General features: G+C 70.3%; 13 protein-coding genes. 7 read left to right on the top strand and 6 right to left on the bottom strand.

The annotated features are described in order from the left end of the window. The first annotated feature begins 110 nt into the window (after positions 1-110). Complete coding sequence (locus G361_RS0125420) at positions 111-1,433, top strand: family 1 glycosylhydrolase (RefSeq protein ID WP_026343498.1); 1,323 nt, start codon at positions 111-113, stop codon at positions 1,431-1,433. A gap of 7 nt (positions 1,434-1,440) precedes the next feature. On the opposite strand, the gene G361_RS0125425 is transcribed toward G361_RS0125420, so the two are convergent. From G361_RS0125425 to G361_RS0125445, 5 genes are all read right to left on the bottom strand, one after another. Then, entirely contained in the window at positions 1,441-2,088 is a 648-nt protein-coding gene (locus tag G361_RS0125425; protein ID WP_026343499.1) for a response regulator transcription factor, read from the bottom strand. Further along, positions 2,076-3,137: a sensor histidine kinase gene (locus tag G361_RS0125430; protein WP_019929937.1), complete on the bottom strand. Its 1,062-nt coding sequence runs from the start codon at positions 3,135-3,137 to the stop codon at positions 2,076-2,078. Before G361_RS0125430 ends, G361_RS0125425 begins: the two co-directional genes overlap by 13 nt. Beyond that, positions 3,137-4,495: an FtsX-like permease family protein gene (locus G361_RS44865; RefSeq protein ID WP_019929938.1), complete on the bottom strand. Its 1,359-nt coding sequence runs from the start codon at positions 4,493-4,495 to the stop codon at positions 3,137-3,139. The genes G361_RS0125430 and G361_RS44865 overlap by 1 nt, the downstream gene beginning before the upstream one ends. Beyond that, complete coding sequence (locus G361_RS0125440; RefSeq protein WP_026343500.1) at positions 4,492-5,250, bottom strand: ABC transporter ATP-binding protein; 759 nt, start codon at positions 5,248-5,250, stop codon at positions 4,492-4,494. Before G361_RS0125440 ends, G361_RS44865 begins: the two co-directional genes overlap by 4 nt. Positions 5,251-5,607: 357 nt before the next feature. Beyond that, the gene (locus tag G361_RS0125445; protein WP_231387096.1) at positions 5,608-6,546 is read right to left on the bottom strand and encodes an NADP-dependent oxidoreductase; all 939 of its coding nucleotides are present in this window, start codon (positions 6,544-6,546) and stop codon (positions 5,608-5,610) included. 722 nt (positions 6,547-7,268) lie between these two features. Between G361_RS0125445 and G361_RS0125450 the strand changes: the two genes are divergently transcribed. From G361_RS0125450 to G361_RS0125470, 5 genes are all read left to right on the top strand, one after another. After that, positions 7,269-8,255, top strand: a complete 987-nt coding sequence (locus G361_RS0125450; RefSeq protein ID WP_019929941.1) for a hypothetical protein — start codon at positions 7,269-7,271, stop codon at positions 8,253-8,255. After that, positions 8,255-9,064 (top strand): hypothetical protein, encoded by an 810-nt coding sequence (locus G361_RS0125455; RefSeq protein WP_019929942.1) that lies wholly within the window; start codon positions 8,255-8,257, stop codon positions 9,062-9,064. The genes G361_RS0125450 and G361_RS0125455 overlap by 1 nt, the downstream gene beginning before the upstream one ends. Positions 9,065-9,175: 111 nt before the next feature. Further along, positions 9,176-9,658 carry a hypothetical protein gene (locus tag G361_RS0125460; protein ID WP_019929943.1) on the top strand — a complete coding sequence of 161 codons (483 nt, stop codon included), beginning with the start codon at positions 9,176-9,178 and terminating at the stop codon, positions 9,656-9,658. An 8-nt stretch (positions 9,659-9,666) separates the two neighbouring features. After that, positions 9,667-11,409: an asparagine synthetase B gene (locus G361_RS0125465; protein WP_019929944.1), complete on the top strand. Its 1,743-nt coding sequence runs from the start codon at positions 9,667-9,669 to the stop codon at positions 11,407-11,409. Positions 11,410-11,447: 38 nt separating this feature from the next. After that, entirely contained in the window at positions 11,448-12,188 is a 741-nt protein-coding gene (locus G361_RS0125470; protein WP_019929945.1) for a hypothetical protein, read from the top strand. A gap of 4 nt (positions 12,189-12,192) precedes the next feature. On the opposite strand, the gene G361_RS0125475 is transcribed toward G361_RS0125470, so the two are convergent. After that, on the bottom strand, positions 12,193-12,645 hold the full coding sequence (locus G361_RS0125475; protein WP_019929946.1) for a hypothetical protein: 453 nt from the start codon (positions 12,643-12,645) through the stop codon (positions 12,193-12,195). Positions 12,646-12,873: 228 nt separating this feature from the next. Between G361_RS0125475 and G361_RS0125480 the strand changes: the two genes are divergently transcribed. Further along, positions 12,874-13,146, top strand: coding sequence for a GlsB/YeaQ/YmgE family stress response membrane protein (locus G361_RS0125480; RefSeq protein ID WP_019929947.1), 273 nt, complete (start codon positions 12,874-12,876; stop codon positions 13,144-13,146). Positions 13,147-13,335 lie beyond the last annotated feature (189 nt).

The following is a 13,335-nucleotide window of genomic DNA, read 5'->3' on the forward strand; positions in this document are numbered from 1 at the left end:
CGGCCGATCTGTTCCGATTCGCCGGGCAGAACCGCGCGTTACCATCGCAACGGCCGACGCGCTTTCGCGGAACGCGGACACGCACCGGCAGTCGACGGATGGGATCGAAGATGAACTCTCGCAACAGACGACGACACGGCTCGCGGATCAGGCTTGCGGCACTGGCGGTTTCGATCGTGGCGCTGTGCGCCGCCGCACCGGCCACCGGCTCGGCCGATCCGCCACCACCGGCCCCACTCGGCGGTGACTTCCTCTGGGGCGTGGCCTCTTCCGGCTTCCAGAGCGAGGGCTACGCACCGGACAGCAACTGGCGCCGGCACGCCGGCGCGACGGCGCCCGACGCCTACCGCGATTCGGTGGACTTCTACCACCACTATCGCGAGGACATCGCGCTGGCAAAGGATCTCGGCGTGAAGGTGTACCGGGTCAGCGTCGAATGGGCGCGCATCCAGCCGCAGCCGGGTGTGTGGGACGAGGACGGTTTCACCTTCTACGACAACGTGATCGGCGCGATCCGGGCGGCCGGGATGCGGCCGATGATCACCCTCGACCACTGGGTGTATCCCGGCTGGGAGGCCGACCGCGGCGGCTGGGCCCAGCCCGGCATGGTGGACGACTGGCTCGCCTCGGCCCGGCGGGTCGTGGACCGTTACGCCGGCGACGATCCGCTGTGGGTCACGATCAACGAACCGTTCGACTACCCGCGGCTGATGGTGAGCCAGGGCCAGTTGCGCCAGGATCAGATCCCCGCGATGTACGACCGCCTGATCGCCGTGCACAATTCGATCTACGACTACATCCACGCCCGGCAGCCGGACGCGATGGTGACCAGCAACGTGTCGTATCTCCCACTGGTGGAGACGCTGACCGCGCTGGCCTTCGAGGATCGGATCGCCGCCAAGCTCGACTACGTCGGAATCGACTACTACTACGGCGAACCGCCCGGCTCCGCCGCGCTGAACAATCCGCCGTGGCTGGATCCCCTACAGCCCGAGGGCATCTACTACGCGCTGCGGCACTACGCCCGCCAATTCCCCGGCAAGCCACTGTTCGTCGTCGAGAACGGCATGGCCACCCTGGACGGCAAACCCCGGCAGGACGGCTGGACCCGCGCCGACGATCTGCGCGACACGGTCTACTGGCTGCAACGCGCCCGCGCCGACGGCCTGAACGTCATCGGCTACAACTACTGGAGTCTCACCGACAACTACGAATGGGGCAGTTACGCACCGCGTTTCGGGCTCTACACGGTCGACGTCACCACCGATCCGGCACTGACCCGCCACCCCACCGACGCGGTCCCCGCCTACCGGGACCTGATCGCCGCGGGCGGCGTCCCGGGCGACTACGTCCTGTCCCATCCGACCACCCCCTGCTCGGCGGTCGACCCGCCGTTCAGCTGCTTGCAACCGGTGACCGGGCCCTCCCGCTGACCGGCGGTCAATCCTGGTCGTGCTGAAGGTATTCCAGTACGGCCAGGACGCGGCGGTTGCCGTCGGTGTCGGCGGGGAGGTCCAGTTTCGCGAAGATGTTGTTGATGTGCTTGCTGACGGCCTGCTGGCTGAGTACCAGGGTCGCGGCGATTCCGCCGTTGTTGCGGCCTTCGGCCATGAGCGACAACACTTCTCGTTCGCGGTCGGTGAGGCGGGCGAGTCCGCTGTGCCGATGGGCGACCATCGCGGCGACGACCTTCGGGTCGAGAACGGTGCCGCCCGCGGCCACCCGGTGGATGGCGTCCAGGAACATGTCGATGTGCGCGACCCGGTCCTTGAGCAGGTAGCCGAGCGCGCCGTCACCGGAACGCATCAGTTCGCGGGCGTAGAGCTGTTCGACGTATTGGCTGAGTACCAGGACCGGCAGGCCGGGCCGGCGCCGGCGCGCCTCGATCGCGGCGACCAGACCCTCGTTGGTGAAGGTGGGCGGCATCCGGACATCGAGGATCACCAGGTCGGGGCGTTCCCGCTCGACGGCCTCGGGCAGACCCGCGGCGTCGTCCAGCCCGGCCGCGACCTCGATGTCGTGCGCGGTGAGCAGTCTGGTCAGGCCGTCGCGGAGCAGCACCGAATCCTCGGCGATCACAACGCGCACGGCAGCTCCATGATCACATCGGTGGGACCGCCCGGCGGACTGCGCAATTCGAGGGTGCCGTCGAACACCTCCAGGCGGCGGACCACGCCGCGCAGTCCGGTGCCGCGATCGAAGCGGGCCCCGCCGACACCGTTGTCGCCGACGACCACCGACAGCAGACCGTCGCCGTAACCGATCGTGACGGTGGCGCGGTCGGCCCGGCTGTGCTTGACCACGTTGGCGAGGCATTCGGAGACGGCGAAATACAGGGCCGACTCGAGCGGCGCCGGCGGCCGGGCGGGGAGCACCGCGGTCACGGTGGTGGCGACCGACAGGTCCACGGCCAGCGCCTCGAGGGCTCCGACCAGGCCGCGGTCGCCGAGTACCGGCGGGTGGATGCCGCGCATGACGGTGCGCAGGTCCTCGAGGGCCGCGAGGGCGCCGGCCCGCGCCTCCGCGACGAGGTCCCCGGCCGCCGCGGGATCGCGCGCGACCAGGCGCTCGGTCAGGCCGAGTGTCATCGCCACCGACACCAGGCGGGCCTGGGCGCCGTCGTGCAGATCCCGTTCGATGCGTTCCAGCTCCGCCGCCCGCACGTCCAGCGCGTCGCGGCGGGTCCGGGTCAGCACGTCGACCCGCTCGGCCAATTCCTGCTCGCGGCTCGGCGGCAGCCGGCGCAGCACCCGCCAGTGCGCGGCGAGCAATGCGGTCATGATCGGCAACGGCCATGCGGGCCAGAAGAATCCGTCGCCGACCAGGGCCCACGCGCCGATCTGGATGCCGTTCACCAGCAGGAACACATCCCGGTGCACGATCCAGAATCGGCGCCGGCCGGCCGGTGCGCGCACCACGTCGCGCACCGCGAGCACCACCGAAATCAGGATGGCCCAGCCGAACCAGACCCAGCGCGGCCAGAAGTACCTGGCGCCACCGGCATACCACAACCACAGCTGGAAGATCCCGTCCGCCACCGCCAGAGTCGTGAGCGCGGTCAGCGCCACGGCCCAGCGGGACGGCCGCCGACGCACCTCGGTACCGTGCGCGGTGACCGGCTCGCCGGGCCCGCTCATCAGGCCACCTGCGCGTGCAGGACCGTGATCGGATCAATGCGGTTGCCGCGCCGGGTCACCAGCACCGCGGTGACCATGGTCAGCGTGGCGACGACCGCGACGACCGCGAGATAGACGCCGATCGATACGGGCGGGACCGCGCGATGGGTGATCCGGGCGCCGAACGGCACGATGGTGACCAGTGCGCCGATGGTGCCGAACAGCAGTCCGACGCCGAGCACGAGGCCGTATTCCGTGCACACGAGGCCGAGCAGCCGGCGCGGGGTGGCGCCGATCAGCCGCTGCTGCGCGAACTCCCGGCGCCGATCGGCGAGGGTGACGACGACGAGGTTGACCAGCATCACCGCCGCGAACATGGAAATCACACCCACCATTACATAATTCAGGGTCTCGACGCTCCGGTCACCGGGATTCGTCGCAGTGTGAACCGAATTGGTGATCAACTGCATATACAGGGTACCGGTCGCGACGCTGGTGGCGACCACGACCGGCATCATCGGGGTCGCCGCGCGCTGTAGTCGTTGCCGGATCGAGGCGAGGACGATCGCGCCGGACTGCCCGCCGAGCAACCGCACCGCGGGCGCGAGGACCGTGACGGCCGCGCCGACGAGTAGCGGTGCGAGCAGCGCGAATCCGATTCCGGCGAGGATGCATCCTTCCGCGGCAACGGATTGCATCGCCTCGGCGTCACCGGCATCGAGGACGGTCGCCGTCACCACGGCGCACGACAGTCCCCCGACGAGCCCGATCAGCCCGGCCCACAGTTGGATCCGGCCCATCCGCCGAGGGCCGGCGGTCGCGGCGAACAGCGCCTCGCGCACCACACGTTTCGCGGCGCGGCCCGCGGTCAGCCGGGTGGCCGTCATCGACGCGACGATCGCGATACCGACTCCGATGCCGATCGCCGCCGGCCCGAAGCGGTATCCGACCTCGGCCGACACCTGGTGGGTGTGGCGCAGCATCGCCAGCAGCGCGAATCCGCCGCCGCATCCGATCGGCAGCGCCGCCACCGCGGCCGCGGCGACCACGAGCCAACTCTCGCGCATGATCAGCTTGACGACCTGGCGCGGGGTGGCGCCGACGCTGCGCAGCAACGCCAGTTCGGCGGCGCGCTGCCGCGTCGTGACGGCCAGGGCGGCGGCGACCGCGGCCGCCACGATGATCGTGCCCCAGCCGCCCACCACACTCGCGACGATGATCAGGGTGGTCCGGCTCTCCGACGGCACCCCGGGCTGCGCCGCGGTGTCGAGCATGGCGGCGAAGGCCATCACGATGGCGGCGCCGAGGAATACCGAGAGGAATGCGGCGGCGAAGGCGCCCAGGCGATTTCGCAGCGAGGCGAGTGCGACGGCGTTCATGCGCGAGCTCCCGTCCGGGCGGCGGCGTCGCCGAGGTGGGTCATCCGCGCGGCGATCGTCTCGGCGGTCGGGCGGGTCATGGTGTCGACGATCGCGCCGTCGGCGAGGAATACGACGGTATCCGCGCAGGCGGCGGCCACCGGATCGTGCGTCACCATGACCACGGTCTGCTCGAAGGTGTCGACGGCCTGGCGCAGCATCAGCAGCACCCGGCGTCCGCTGGTGGTATCCAGTGCGCCCGTGGGCTCGTCCGCGAACAACACCGCCGGGCGGGCCAGCAGGGCGCGCGCGATGGCGACCCGCTGCTGCTGCCCGCCGGACAACTCCTGCGGCAGGCGATCGGCCGTCTCGGTCAGCCCGAGACGATCGAGCAGATCCGCACAGGCGCTCCGATCGGTCTTCCGTCCGGCGAACATCAACGGCAGCAACACATTCTGGGTGACCGTCAGATACGGGATCAGGTTGTACTGCTGGAACACGAAACCGATGTGCTCCCGGCGGAATTCGGTGACCGCGTTCTCGTTACCGCGCGGCAGTTCCACACCGCCGACGTAGACCCGCCCCTCGGACGGTTCGTCGAGTCCGGCCGCGCACTGGAGCAGTGTGCTCTTACCGGAACCCGACGGCCCCATCACCGAGGTGAAACTCCCGGATCTCAACACCAGGGAGATATTCCGCAATGCCTCCACCGGATTCGCCTCGCCGTATCGCTTCGATACCGACACCAGACGCAATGCCTCAGCTCGACCCGTCATCGCCCGAACCACCCATTTCTCGTAGAAATTCGATGAATTCGACGCTAGAAGCCGCGAGCGGACATCGACATCACGCCAGTATCCGTTCCGGGGTAGAGCCGGCTCTACCCCGTGCGGCCACGAAGGGGGTAGTCGTGGGAGGGGTTTCGCTCCCGGATGCCGCCGGGACGCACGGCCTCGGCCGCGCGCTGCGCGGCAGGGTTCCGTCGCCGGACCGCCGCCAGACACTGCGCGGTAGGGTTCCGCTCCAGACGCCGCCAGGGCACAGGCTTCACACCGCGCGGCAGGGCTTCGCCCCGGGACCGCCGCCGGGGTATACGGCTCCGCGCTGTGCGGCAAGGGGTTTCGCGGCCGCAGTCAGGGCACGAGGACCAGGCGGCCGCGCAGGCCGCCGGCCGACATGCGTTCGTGCGCTTCCCGGGCCCGCTCCAGGGGCAGGGTGCCCGCGACCCGGAGTGTGGGGTGCTCGCGGATCAGGGCGGTCAGTGCCGGGCCGTCGGCGCTGATCCATTGTTCGTGAACCCGGATGCCGCGCAACGGGATCGGGGCCGAACCACCCACCACCGTGACGAACGAGCCGCGGGTGCGGACCGCGGCCAGCGCGCGCACGCCGAGGCCCGCGGTGTCCACGGCGCCGTCCACACCGCCGGGGATCAGGCGGCGGACTTCCGTTGCCGGGTCCGTGATGTCGCGGTCGACGAACCAGGTCGCGCCCCGATCGCGCAACAGCGACTCGTCGGAGGTCGATGCCGAGGCCACGACCCGCAGGCGGCGGCGGACCGCGAATTCGACGGCGAATCCGCCGACCGCGCCGGCGGCGCCGGTGATCAGCACGGTGTCGCCCGGGGCGAGGGCCGCCAGGTCCAGGGCCTGGTGTGCGGTGAGGCCGTTCAGGGGCAGGGTGGCCGCATCGACCGGCGGCAGATCGGAGGCGGCGATCGCGGTCGCGTCGAGGACGACGTAGTCGGCGTAGCAGCCGAGGTCGCGGTCCAGCAGGTCCCGCAGCCCGATCACGGTGTCGCCCACCGAGAATGCGCTCACGCCCGGTCCGGTCGCAGCGATCGTGCCCGCGACGTCCCAGCCGATGCCGGTGACGGCGCGCGGCGCCATCAGACCTGCCGCGGCCAGCGCACCGGACCGGGTGACGAGGTCGACGGGATTGACGGTCGCAGCCCGCACCCGGATCAGGACCTGGCCGGGACCCGGCCGCGGCACGGGTACCTCGATCACCTCCAGCACCTCGGGGCCGCCGTAGCCGCGGGCGATCACTGCTCGCATGGTTTCCGTTCCGGTCATGTCACCAACGTAGGGAGAGTTGCTCTCCATCGGGAAGTAGGCACCTCGAGGTGCGTACCACACCCGGGCGTAGGAACGGGTCCCATGGCGGCCACGGACGACGGATATCGGAACCTCGGCCGCACAACGGGGTTCGGACGCCGGTCGCGAGGCGATCGAGGCGTCCGACCGGCATCGTCCTCGTCGTCTCCGGCCTGCGAAGGCAGTGCCGTTACGCCGTCCGGTGTCGGTGCCGTCCGACACGAGCACTACCGCGACCCGGTCCGGTTTGGGCCGCAGCCGACGCGAGCAGTTCCGTGACCCGGCCCGGTGTCGGCGCCAGCCGAGGAGAGCAGTGCCGCGACCGGCCCGGTATCGGCGTCAGCTGACGAGAGCAGTGCCGCGACCGGCCGGGTGTCGGCGCCCAGCCGACACGAGCAGTTCCGTGACCCGGCCCGGTGTCGGCACCCGTCGACGGGAGCAGTGCCGCGACCGGCCCGGTCTCGGCGCCCGTCCGACGCGAGCAGTACCGTGACCCGGTCCGGTCTCGGCGCCAGCCGACGAGAACAATGCCATGGCCCGGTCCGGTTGCGCAGAGTTGTCCGGGCCGACATCGACAGTTCGGCGGTAGCGGTCGCGCGACGGCGGCGAATCGGGTATGCCGGTGTGGTGCGGATCGATGTGACACCCGGCGCGGGTGCGGGGGTGGGTGGATCATGATATGTCCGCACTGCCATCAGAATGTGTTGCGCAAGGAACGGACCGGGCGGCGCTGCTCGAAATGCCGGAAGGTGTTCGCGCTCGAGCCCAAGGAGAGCCCGCTCGGGATGCACGATGTGCGGCTGCACAAACTGGCCGAGCAACTCGGGGACGGCCGCGGGCTGGCCTATACGATCACCCAGCTCTGGTACGCGGCCGGGCGCAAGAAGCTGCCGGATCCCCGATCGCGAGTGACCGGTATCCGATTCGGCGTTTCCGTGCCGATCGTGATCCTCGGTTTCTTCGCCATGATCTCGCGGCTGGTACCGCCCGCGGTCGGCATCCTCGCGGTCGTGGTGCTGGTGGTGGCGGTCCAGATCGTGATCTCGGTGCGGCGACAGCGCATCATGGATTCGGTGCAGATCCGGATTCCGGTGGACTTCAAGACTTTTCAGCGTGAGGTGGCGCAGCGCTGGGCCGGTGTCTACAGATTTCCGCCGCCGGGCTCGGTGGACGAATCCCTGGCACTGCCGCCGCCGGTGCCGCGGCCGCGCTTCGCGGTGCTCTGCCCGGAGCGCAGCGTGCTCACCTGCCTCGCCGCCAATCACGCGACCCAGCGGCACGATCTGGCGCTGGCACAGCGAATCGACCAGGTACCGCCCGCGATTCCGGTCATCGTGTTGCACGATGCGAGCCTGCCCGCCCTGCGATTCGCCGACCAGGTCCGGGCACAACTGGCGCCACGTCCGGTGCTGAACCAGATGTCGCCGCGAACGGTACTCGCCAAGGGCGGCCTGCTGCGCCTGCGGACCAAGCCGCCGGCACCGGAGGAACTGGCCGCGGCGCCGCGAAACGTGTTGTCGCAGGAGGAGTTCGACTGGCTGGCCGCCGGCTGCTGGTCGCCGATCGCGGCGCTGCCGCCGGCCCGGCTGCTGGCGTTGGTGGACAAGGCCGTCGATCGTATCGAGCAGGCGACCGATCCCGATCGGCGCCGGGCTCGCGCGGTCGGCTTCCTCAGCTGGCCGGCGTGATGCGGGACCGGGTACCGGATCGGCTGCTGCGCATCGCGATCGAGCGTGCCGGTGCGCCGAACGGGTTGTGGTTCACCGAACGTCAGTTGTACTACCAGGCATGCCGGGTGGCGCTGCCGGTACACCGGCTGCCGCACCGGATCACCCGTACCTTCCCGGTTCCGTTGCGCTACGAGGTGTTTCGCCGGGCGCTGGAGCGGTACGGCGCGGTACCGGGACTGCTCGCGCCGCAACCGCCGCGCACCGGCCCGGCGGGCCGGCACACCCCGGAACCGGATCTGTTCGACTACGGCCTGCCGCGGCTGCTGGTCTGCCAATCCGATTCGGTCGCACAGATGTTGCGCGCCAACGCCGTTCCGATGGAATCGGCGTGCCCCGTGGTGAGCGCGGCGGAACTGCCGCTGGATCCGCGGATGACGGCCATGCTGGGCCGCGTCGAGCGGTCCGCGGTGTACGTGCTGCACGATGCCGGCGCCGAGGGCCACGACTTTCCCGCGCGCGTCGCCGAACTCACGGATATCCCGGAAGGCGTACGGCTGGTGCCGCTGGGCCTGCGCGCGAATCAGGCCGCCCGCCTGCACGCCTTCCATCGGCGTGGCGAATCACGGCCGGTGGCAGCGGAACTCGATCCCTGGGAGCGCGCCTGGCTGGCGCGTGGCCGGTTCGTCGAGGTGGAGGCGGTCCGCCCGGCCGCACTGCTGCGCACGGTGCACCGGCTCGTGCGCGACATCCGCCGCCCGCCGCGGACCGTGGTCGGCGAGTGGCGCCGAGCCCGCGAAAGCGGCTTCCTGACCTGGCCCGCGGCATGAGCGGTCAGGGGGCGGAGGCGGCAGCGGAGCGTCACCACGCAGGCCCCCCACTCGTGCCCGATCGACACAGCATGAGCGGTGCCGACAGATCTTGGAGGAGAGGGGCCGACGATGCCGGTGCACCGGCAGATCACCTATACCGATGAACTGCTCGCCGACGGCACCGCGCACCGGCGCTACTCCGACGGCCGTGAGGAGTGGCGCAACCGGACCCCGGCGGGAACGGTGTCGTGGCAGGACAGTCAGGGCAATGCCGGTGTCGACGAGCCGCTGGGCAAGGCGCTGGTGAAGCGCACCTTCCGGGACGGCCGGGTGGTGTACGGACGGGAGGGTGGCTACGGCCGGACCCTGTGGAGCGGTGGGGTTCTCACCGTCAACCGGTCCTCGTTCGGCGGCCGGGTCGGCATCATCCTCGCGGCGGTGGCCGGTGGCGCGCTGCTGACCGCGATGGCGATGCCGCCGGATGTCCTCACCGCGGAGCAGGAGGAGGAACTGCGCCGGCAGGCGGCGGGTCAGCAGTCGAGTTCCGACGGCGGTTCCGACGACAGCGGCTGGGGCGACGACTCCGGCGACGACAGCGGCGATTTCGGCTGAGGGGCAGGATGTCTCGCTGGTGTGCGATTCTCGGTACGGACGATCCGGCCGGCCGGATCCGAGCGCTCGGTGGTGAGCCGGTCGCGGTGACCGGCCGGTACGCGCTGGGCACGGTCCCCGGCGCCGGCGCCCACGCGGAACTGTTCCGGGCCCGGAACCCGTCCCGTGCAGCCGATCTGGTGGCGATCGGCGAGGTGACGCTGTACAACGCCGACCGGTTGCGGACCCGGCTCGGCGCCGCCGCCCCGCCGCGTGATTGCGGCGACGGCGAACTGCTGCTGCACTGCTACGCCCACCTCGGACTCGACGGAATCGCCGCGGCGGACGGCATTTTCGCGCTCGCCATCGCCGACGGCGAGGATCTGCTGCTGGTGCGCGACCATGTCGGCGGCCGGACCCTCTTCCACGCCCGGTCCGGCGGCGCCTGGGCGGCGTCGACCTCGCTGCGCGCGCTCACCCGCTGGCCGGATCTGCGCACCGGCCTGAATCTGCCCGCGGTGCAATCGTTCCTGAGCTTCGCCTATCTGCCGGGCCGGGACACCCTGCTGCGCGACGTGTACGAGGTGCTGCCGGGCCGCTGTGTCCGGCTGCGGCCCGACGGCTCCTCGTCGGAGGAGATCTATTGGGAGCCGCGCGAATTCGAGGAGGACGGACCGGCCGGCGGATTCGCCCGTGGGTTGCGGGAATTGCTGGAGGACGCCACGGCCCGGCGGCTGCCCGCCGGGGAACCGGTCGGGGTGCTGTTGTCCGGCGGCGTCGACTCGAGTCTGGTGACCGCGCTGGCGGCCAAACTGCACGACCATCCGGTGCGCACCTACTCGATCAGCTTCGGCGACACCATGCCGAACGAACTCGCCTACTCGGGACTCGTTGCGGCTCATTGTCATACCCGGCACCGGGTGCTCACCGTCTCCGGCGAGGCGGTGGCGGCCCGGCTCGCGGAGACCATGGGGTTGCTGGACTGCCCGGTCGGCGATCCGCTCACCGTGCCGAATCTGATGCTGGCCGAGGCGGTTTCCGCCGACGGCGCCCGGGTGGTGCTCAACGGGGAGGGCGGCGACCCGGTGTTCGGCGGCCCCAAGAACCTGCCGATGCTGATCTTCGAACTGGCCCGGGACGATCCGGATCCGCGCGCCCGCGCGCAGGCCTATCTGGACAGTTACCGGAAATGTCATGCCGACCTGCCGGTGCTGCTGAGTCCGGAGGTCCGGGCCGCACTGGCCGACGCGCCGCCGCTCACCGACGTCTTCACGCCGTATCTGCGGCAGGGGCAGATGCGCGGCCTGCTCAACCAGTTGCTGCACGCGAATCTGCGCACCAAGGGGGCGCACCACATCCTGTCGAAGGTGGAGCGCATCACCACCGCGGCGGGCGTGCAGGGCCGGTCGCCGCTGTTCGACCGCGCGGTGATCGACTACTCCTTCCGGGTGCCGCCGCGCTACAAGCTCGCCGGGACGAGCGAGAAGTGGATCCTGAAACAGGCCGTGCGCGACCTGCTTCCGGCCACCATCATCGATCGCCCGAAGAGCGGGATGCGAGTTCCGGTGCAGCAGTGGCTCGCCGGACCGTTGCGCGAACTCGGCCGCGATCTGTTGCTGGGGCGATCGGCGCGGGCCCGGGGCCTGTTCCGGGAGGACACCATCCGCGCCTGGCTGGAGGGCCGCGGCACACTGCTGCCCAGGCAGGGCGGCAAGCTCTGGCTGGTGCTGTCGCTGGAGCTGTGGTTGCGTTCCTTCGAGGTCGGCCCCTGATCGGGCCGGCACCGATCCAGACGCGAGGAGTTCGCCGCATGCCGCAGCCACGCATCAAGCACACGGCCGACGACGAGAACGAGGTCCACGACGTCGGCGGTTTCGCCGACGCGGGCCGCTGCGTCGTGACCCCGGTGGTGCGGTTCCCGGCCGGGGTGGCACTGGCCGTGGTGCAGGCGTTCGCGGCGATCGTGCAGCGCGCCAAGACCTCTCACGTCGCGACCACCCCCGACGCGGACGGTGTGGTGCGCTCCCAGACCTTCGAGGAGGGCGACGTCTACATGATCGAGAAGCCCTTCGACGGCTATGTCGCCGACCGCTATCTGATGGATTTCTACGACGTCGCCGAGCGCGACATCTGCTCGCGCATGCATCTGCACACCGGGCTGCGCTTCGTCCGCATGATGACCGGACCGGACACCCGGATCCGGGTCGGCAGCCTGTCCCCCTTCGAGATCACCCACGTCGAGGGCGTGACCCCGTTCCGGCCCGAGGTGTTCGCCGACGACCTGCCCGACACCCCGCCCGGCGTCCACCGGATCCGCCACAACCTGATCGTGCCGCCGTGCTCGTTCGTCGATATGCAGATCCCGCGCGGCACCAGCCATCAGTTCAACGCCGTCGGCCCGCACGCGGTGATCGACTCCGTCCATCCGGAGGAGTCGATCGAGGTGTTCCGCGAACGGATGTCCGGCTATCGGATGATGGCGCAGACGGTCTTCCTGGCCGATACCCTGCCGCCCGCCGCCAGCTGCCTGGCAACGTTGCCGGACGCGTGATCGGCTACTTCGCGTCGCCGAGATCCACGGCCAGCACCGAGCGCGCGGCGTCCAGTGCCCCGTCGCACCGGCTCTGCGCCTCCGCCACCTCCTTACCGCTCGGCTGACCGTCCCGCAATTGCTGCAGCCGCTCGATCCGGTCCAGCGCCGTGAGCACCGCCGTGCTGGACGCCTTCGGGCCGTACAGTTCGATCCGCGTCGCGGCCCGCCGCAGTTCCGCCAGCGCCGTCTCCTGGGACACGGACTCGCCGTCCTGCGGCGAGCGCAGTACCCGCGCGGCGGACAGGAACTGCACACAGGCGTCCTCGTATCTGCCCTGCCGGGCGTCGCGCCGATCGATGTCGCGGATGCGTAACGCCAGCCGCATGGTGTGCCGGCCGCTGAGCAGCCCGCTGACGACGGTGGTGAGGTTGCCGACGATCGCCACGACGGCAATCAGCCACAGCTGGAGTGTCATGTGCCGAGACATACCACCGCGAGGCGGCGGGGGCCACCGGGGCGACCACGAGCCCGAGCTGCTGTGAGGTTGCCGGGACCGGGCCCGGCGTACCATCGGACCCAGAGAGCTTCCACGGCGTCCGGCGGAGTTCGCGGCAAAAGAAATTGGCGCGATTAACACCGCCGTGACGGGTTATCGCTGTGCTGTACCGGTAGGGCCGGTAGGACACGACGACAGGAGGATATCGTGCTCGGGCTCGGAATCATCGGCTGGATCATCATCGGCGGCTTGGCCGGATGGATCGCCAGCAAGATCATGAAAACGGATGCGCAGCAGGGCATCTTCTTGAACATCGTCGTCGGCGTCGTCGGCGGCCTGATCGGCGGCTTCCTGCTGAAGCTGTTCGGGGTCGACGTCGAAGGCGGTGGGCTGATCTTCAGCTTCCTGACCTGTCTGGGTGGCGCCGTCATCCTGTTGTTCCTGGTCAACCTCGTCACGGGTCGTCGCGCAGTGCGCTGACCGGCCCGCGGGCACCCATATCCGACCCTGGTGGCGGCACCGGCATCCGATGCCGCCACCGGTCGCGTCGGGACCGGTGCTCGGATCACCTTCGAGGGCGCTGCGATCATCGCGGCGCCCTTTTCGGTGTGCGTGTCCGGAGCCGGGGCGCGGTATCGGGGTTCGGTGCGGGCCCCGCGCGAGTGTTCG

The organism is Nocardia sp. BMG111209, assembly GCF_000381925.1.
Taxonomy (GTDB): Bacteria; Actinomycetota; Actinomycetes; order Mycobacteriales; family Mycobacteriaceae; genus Nocardia.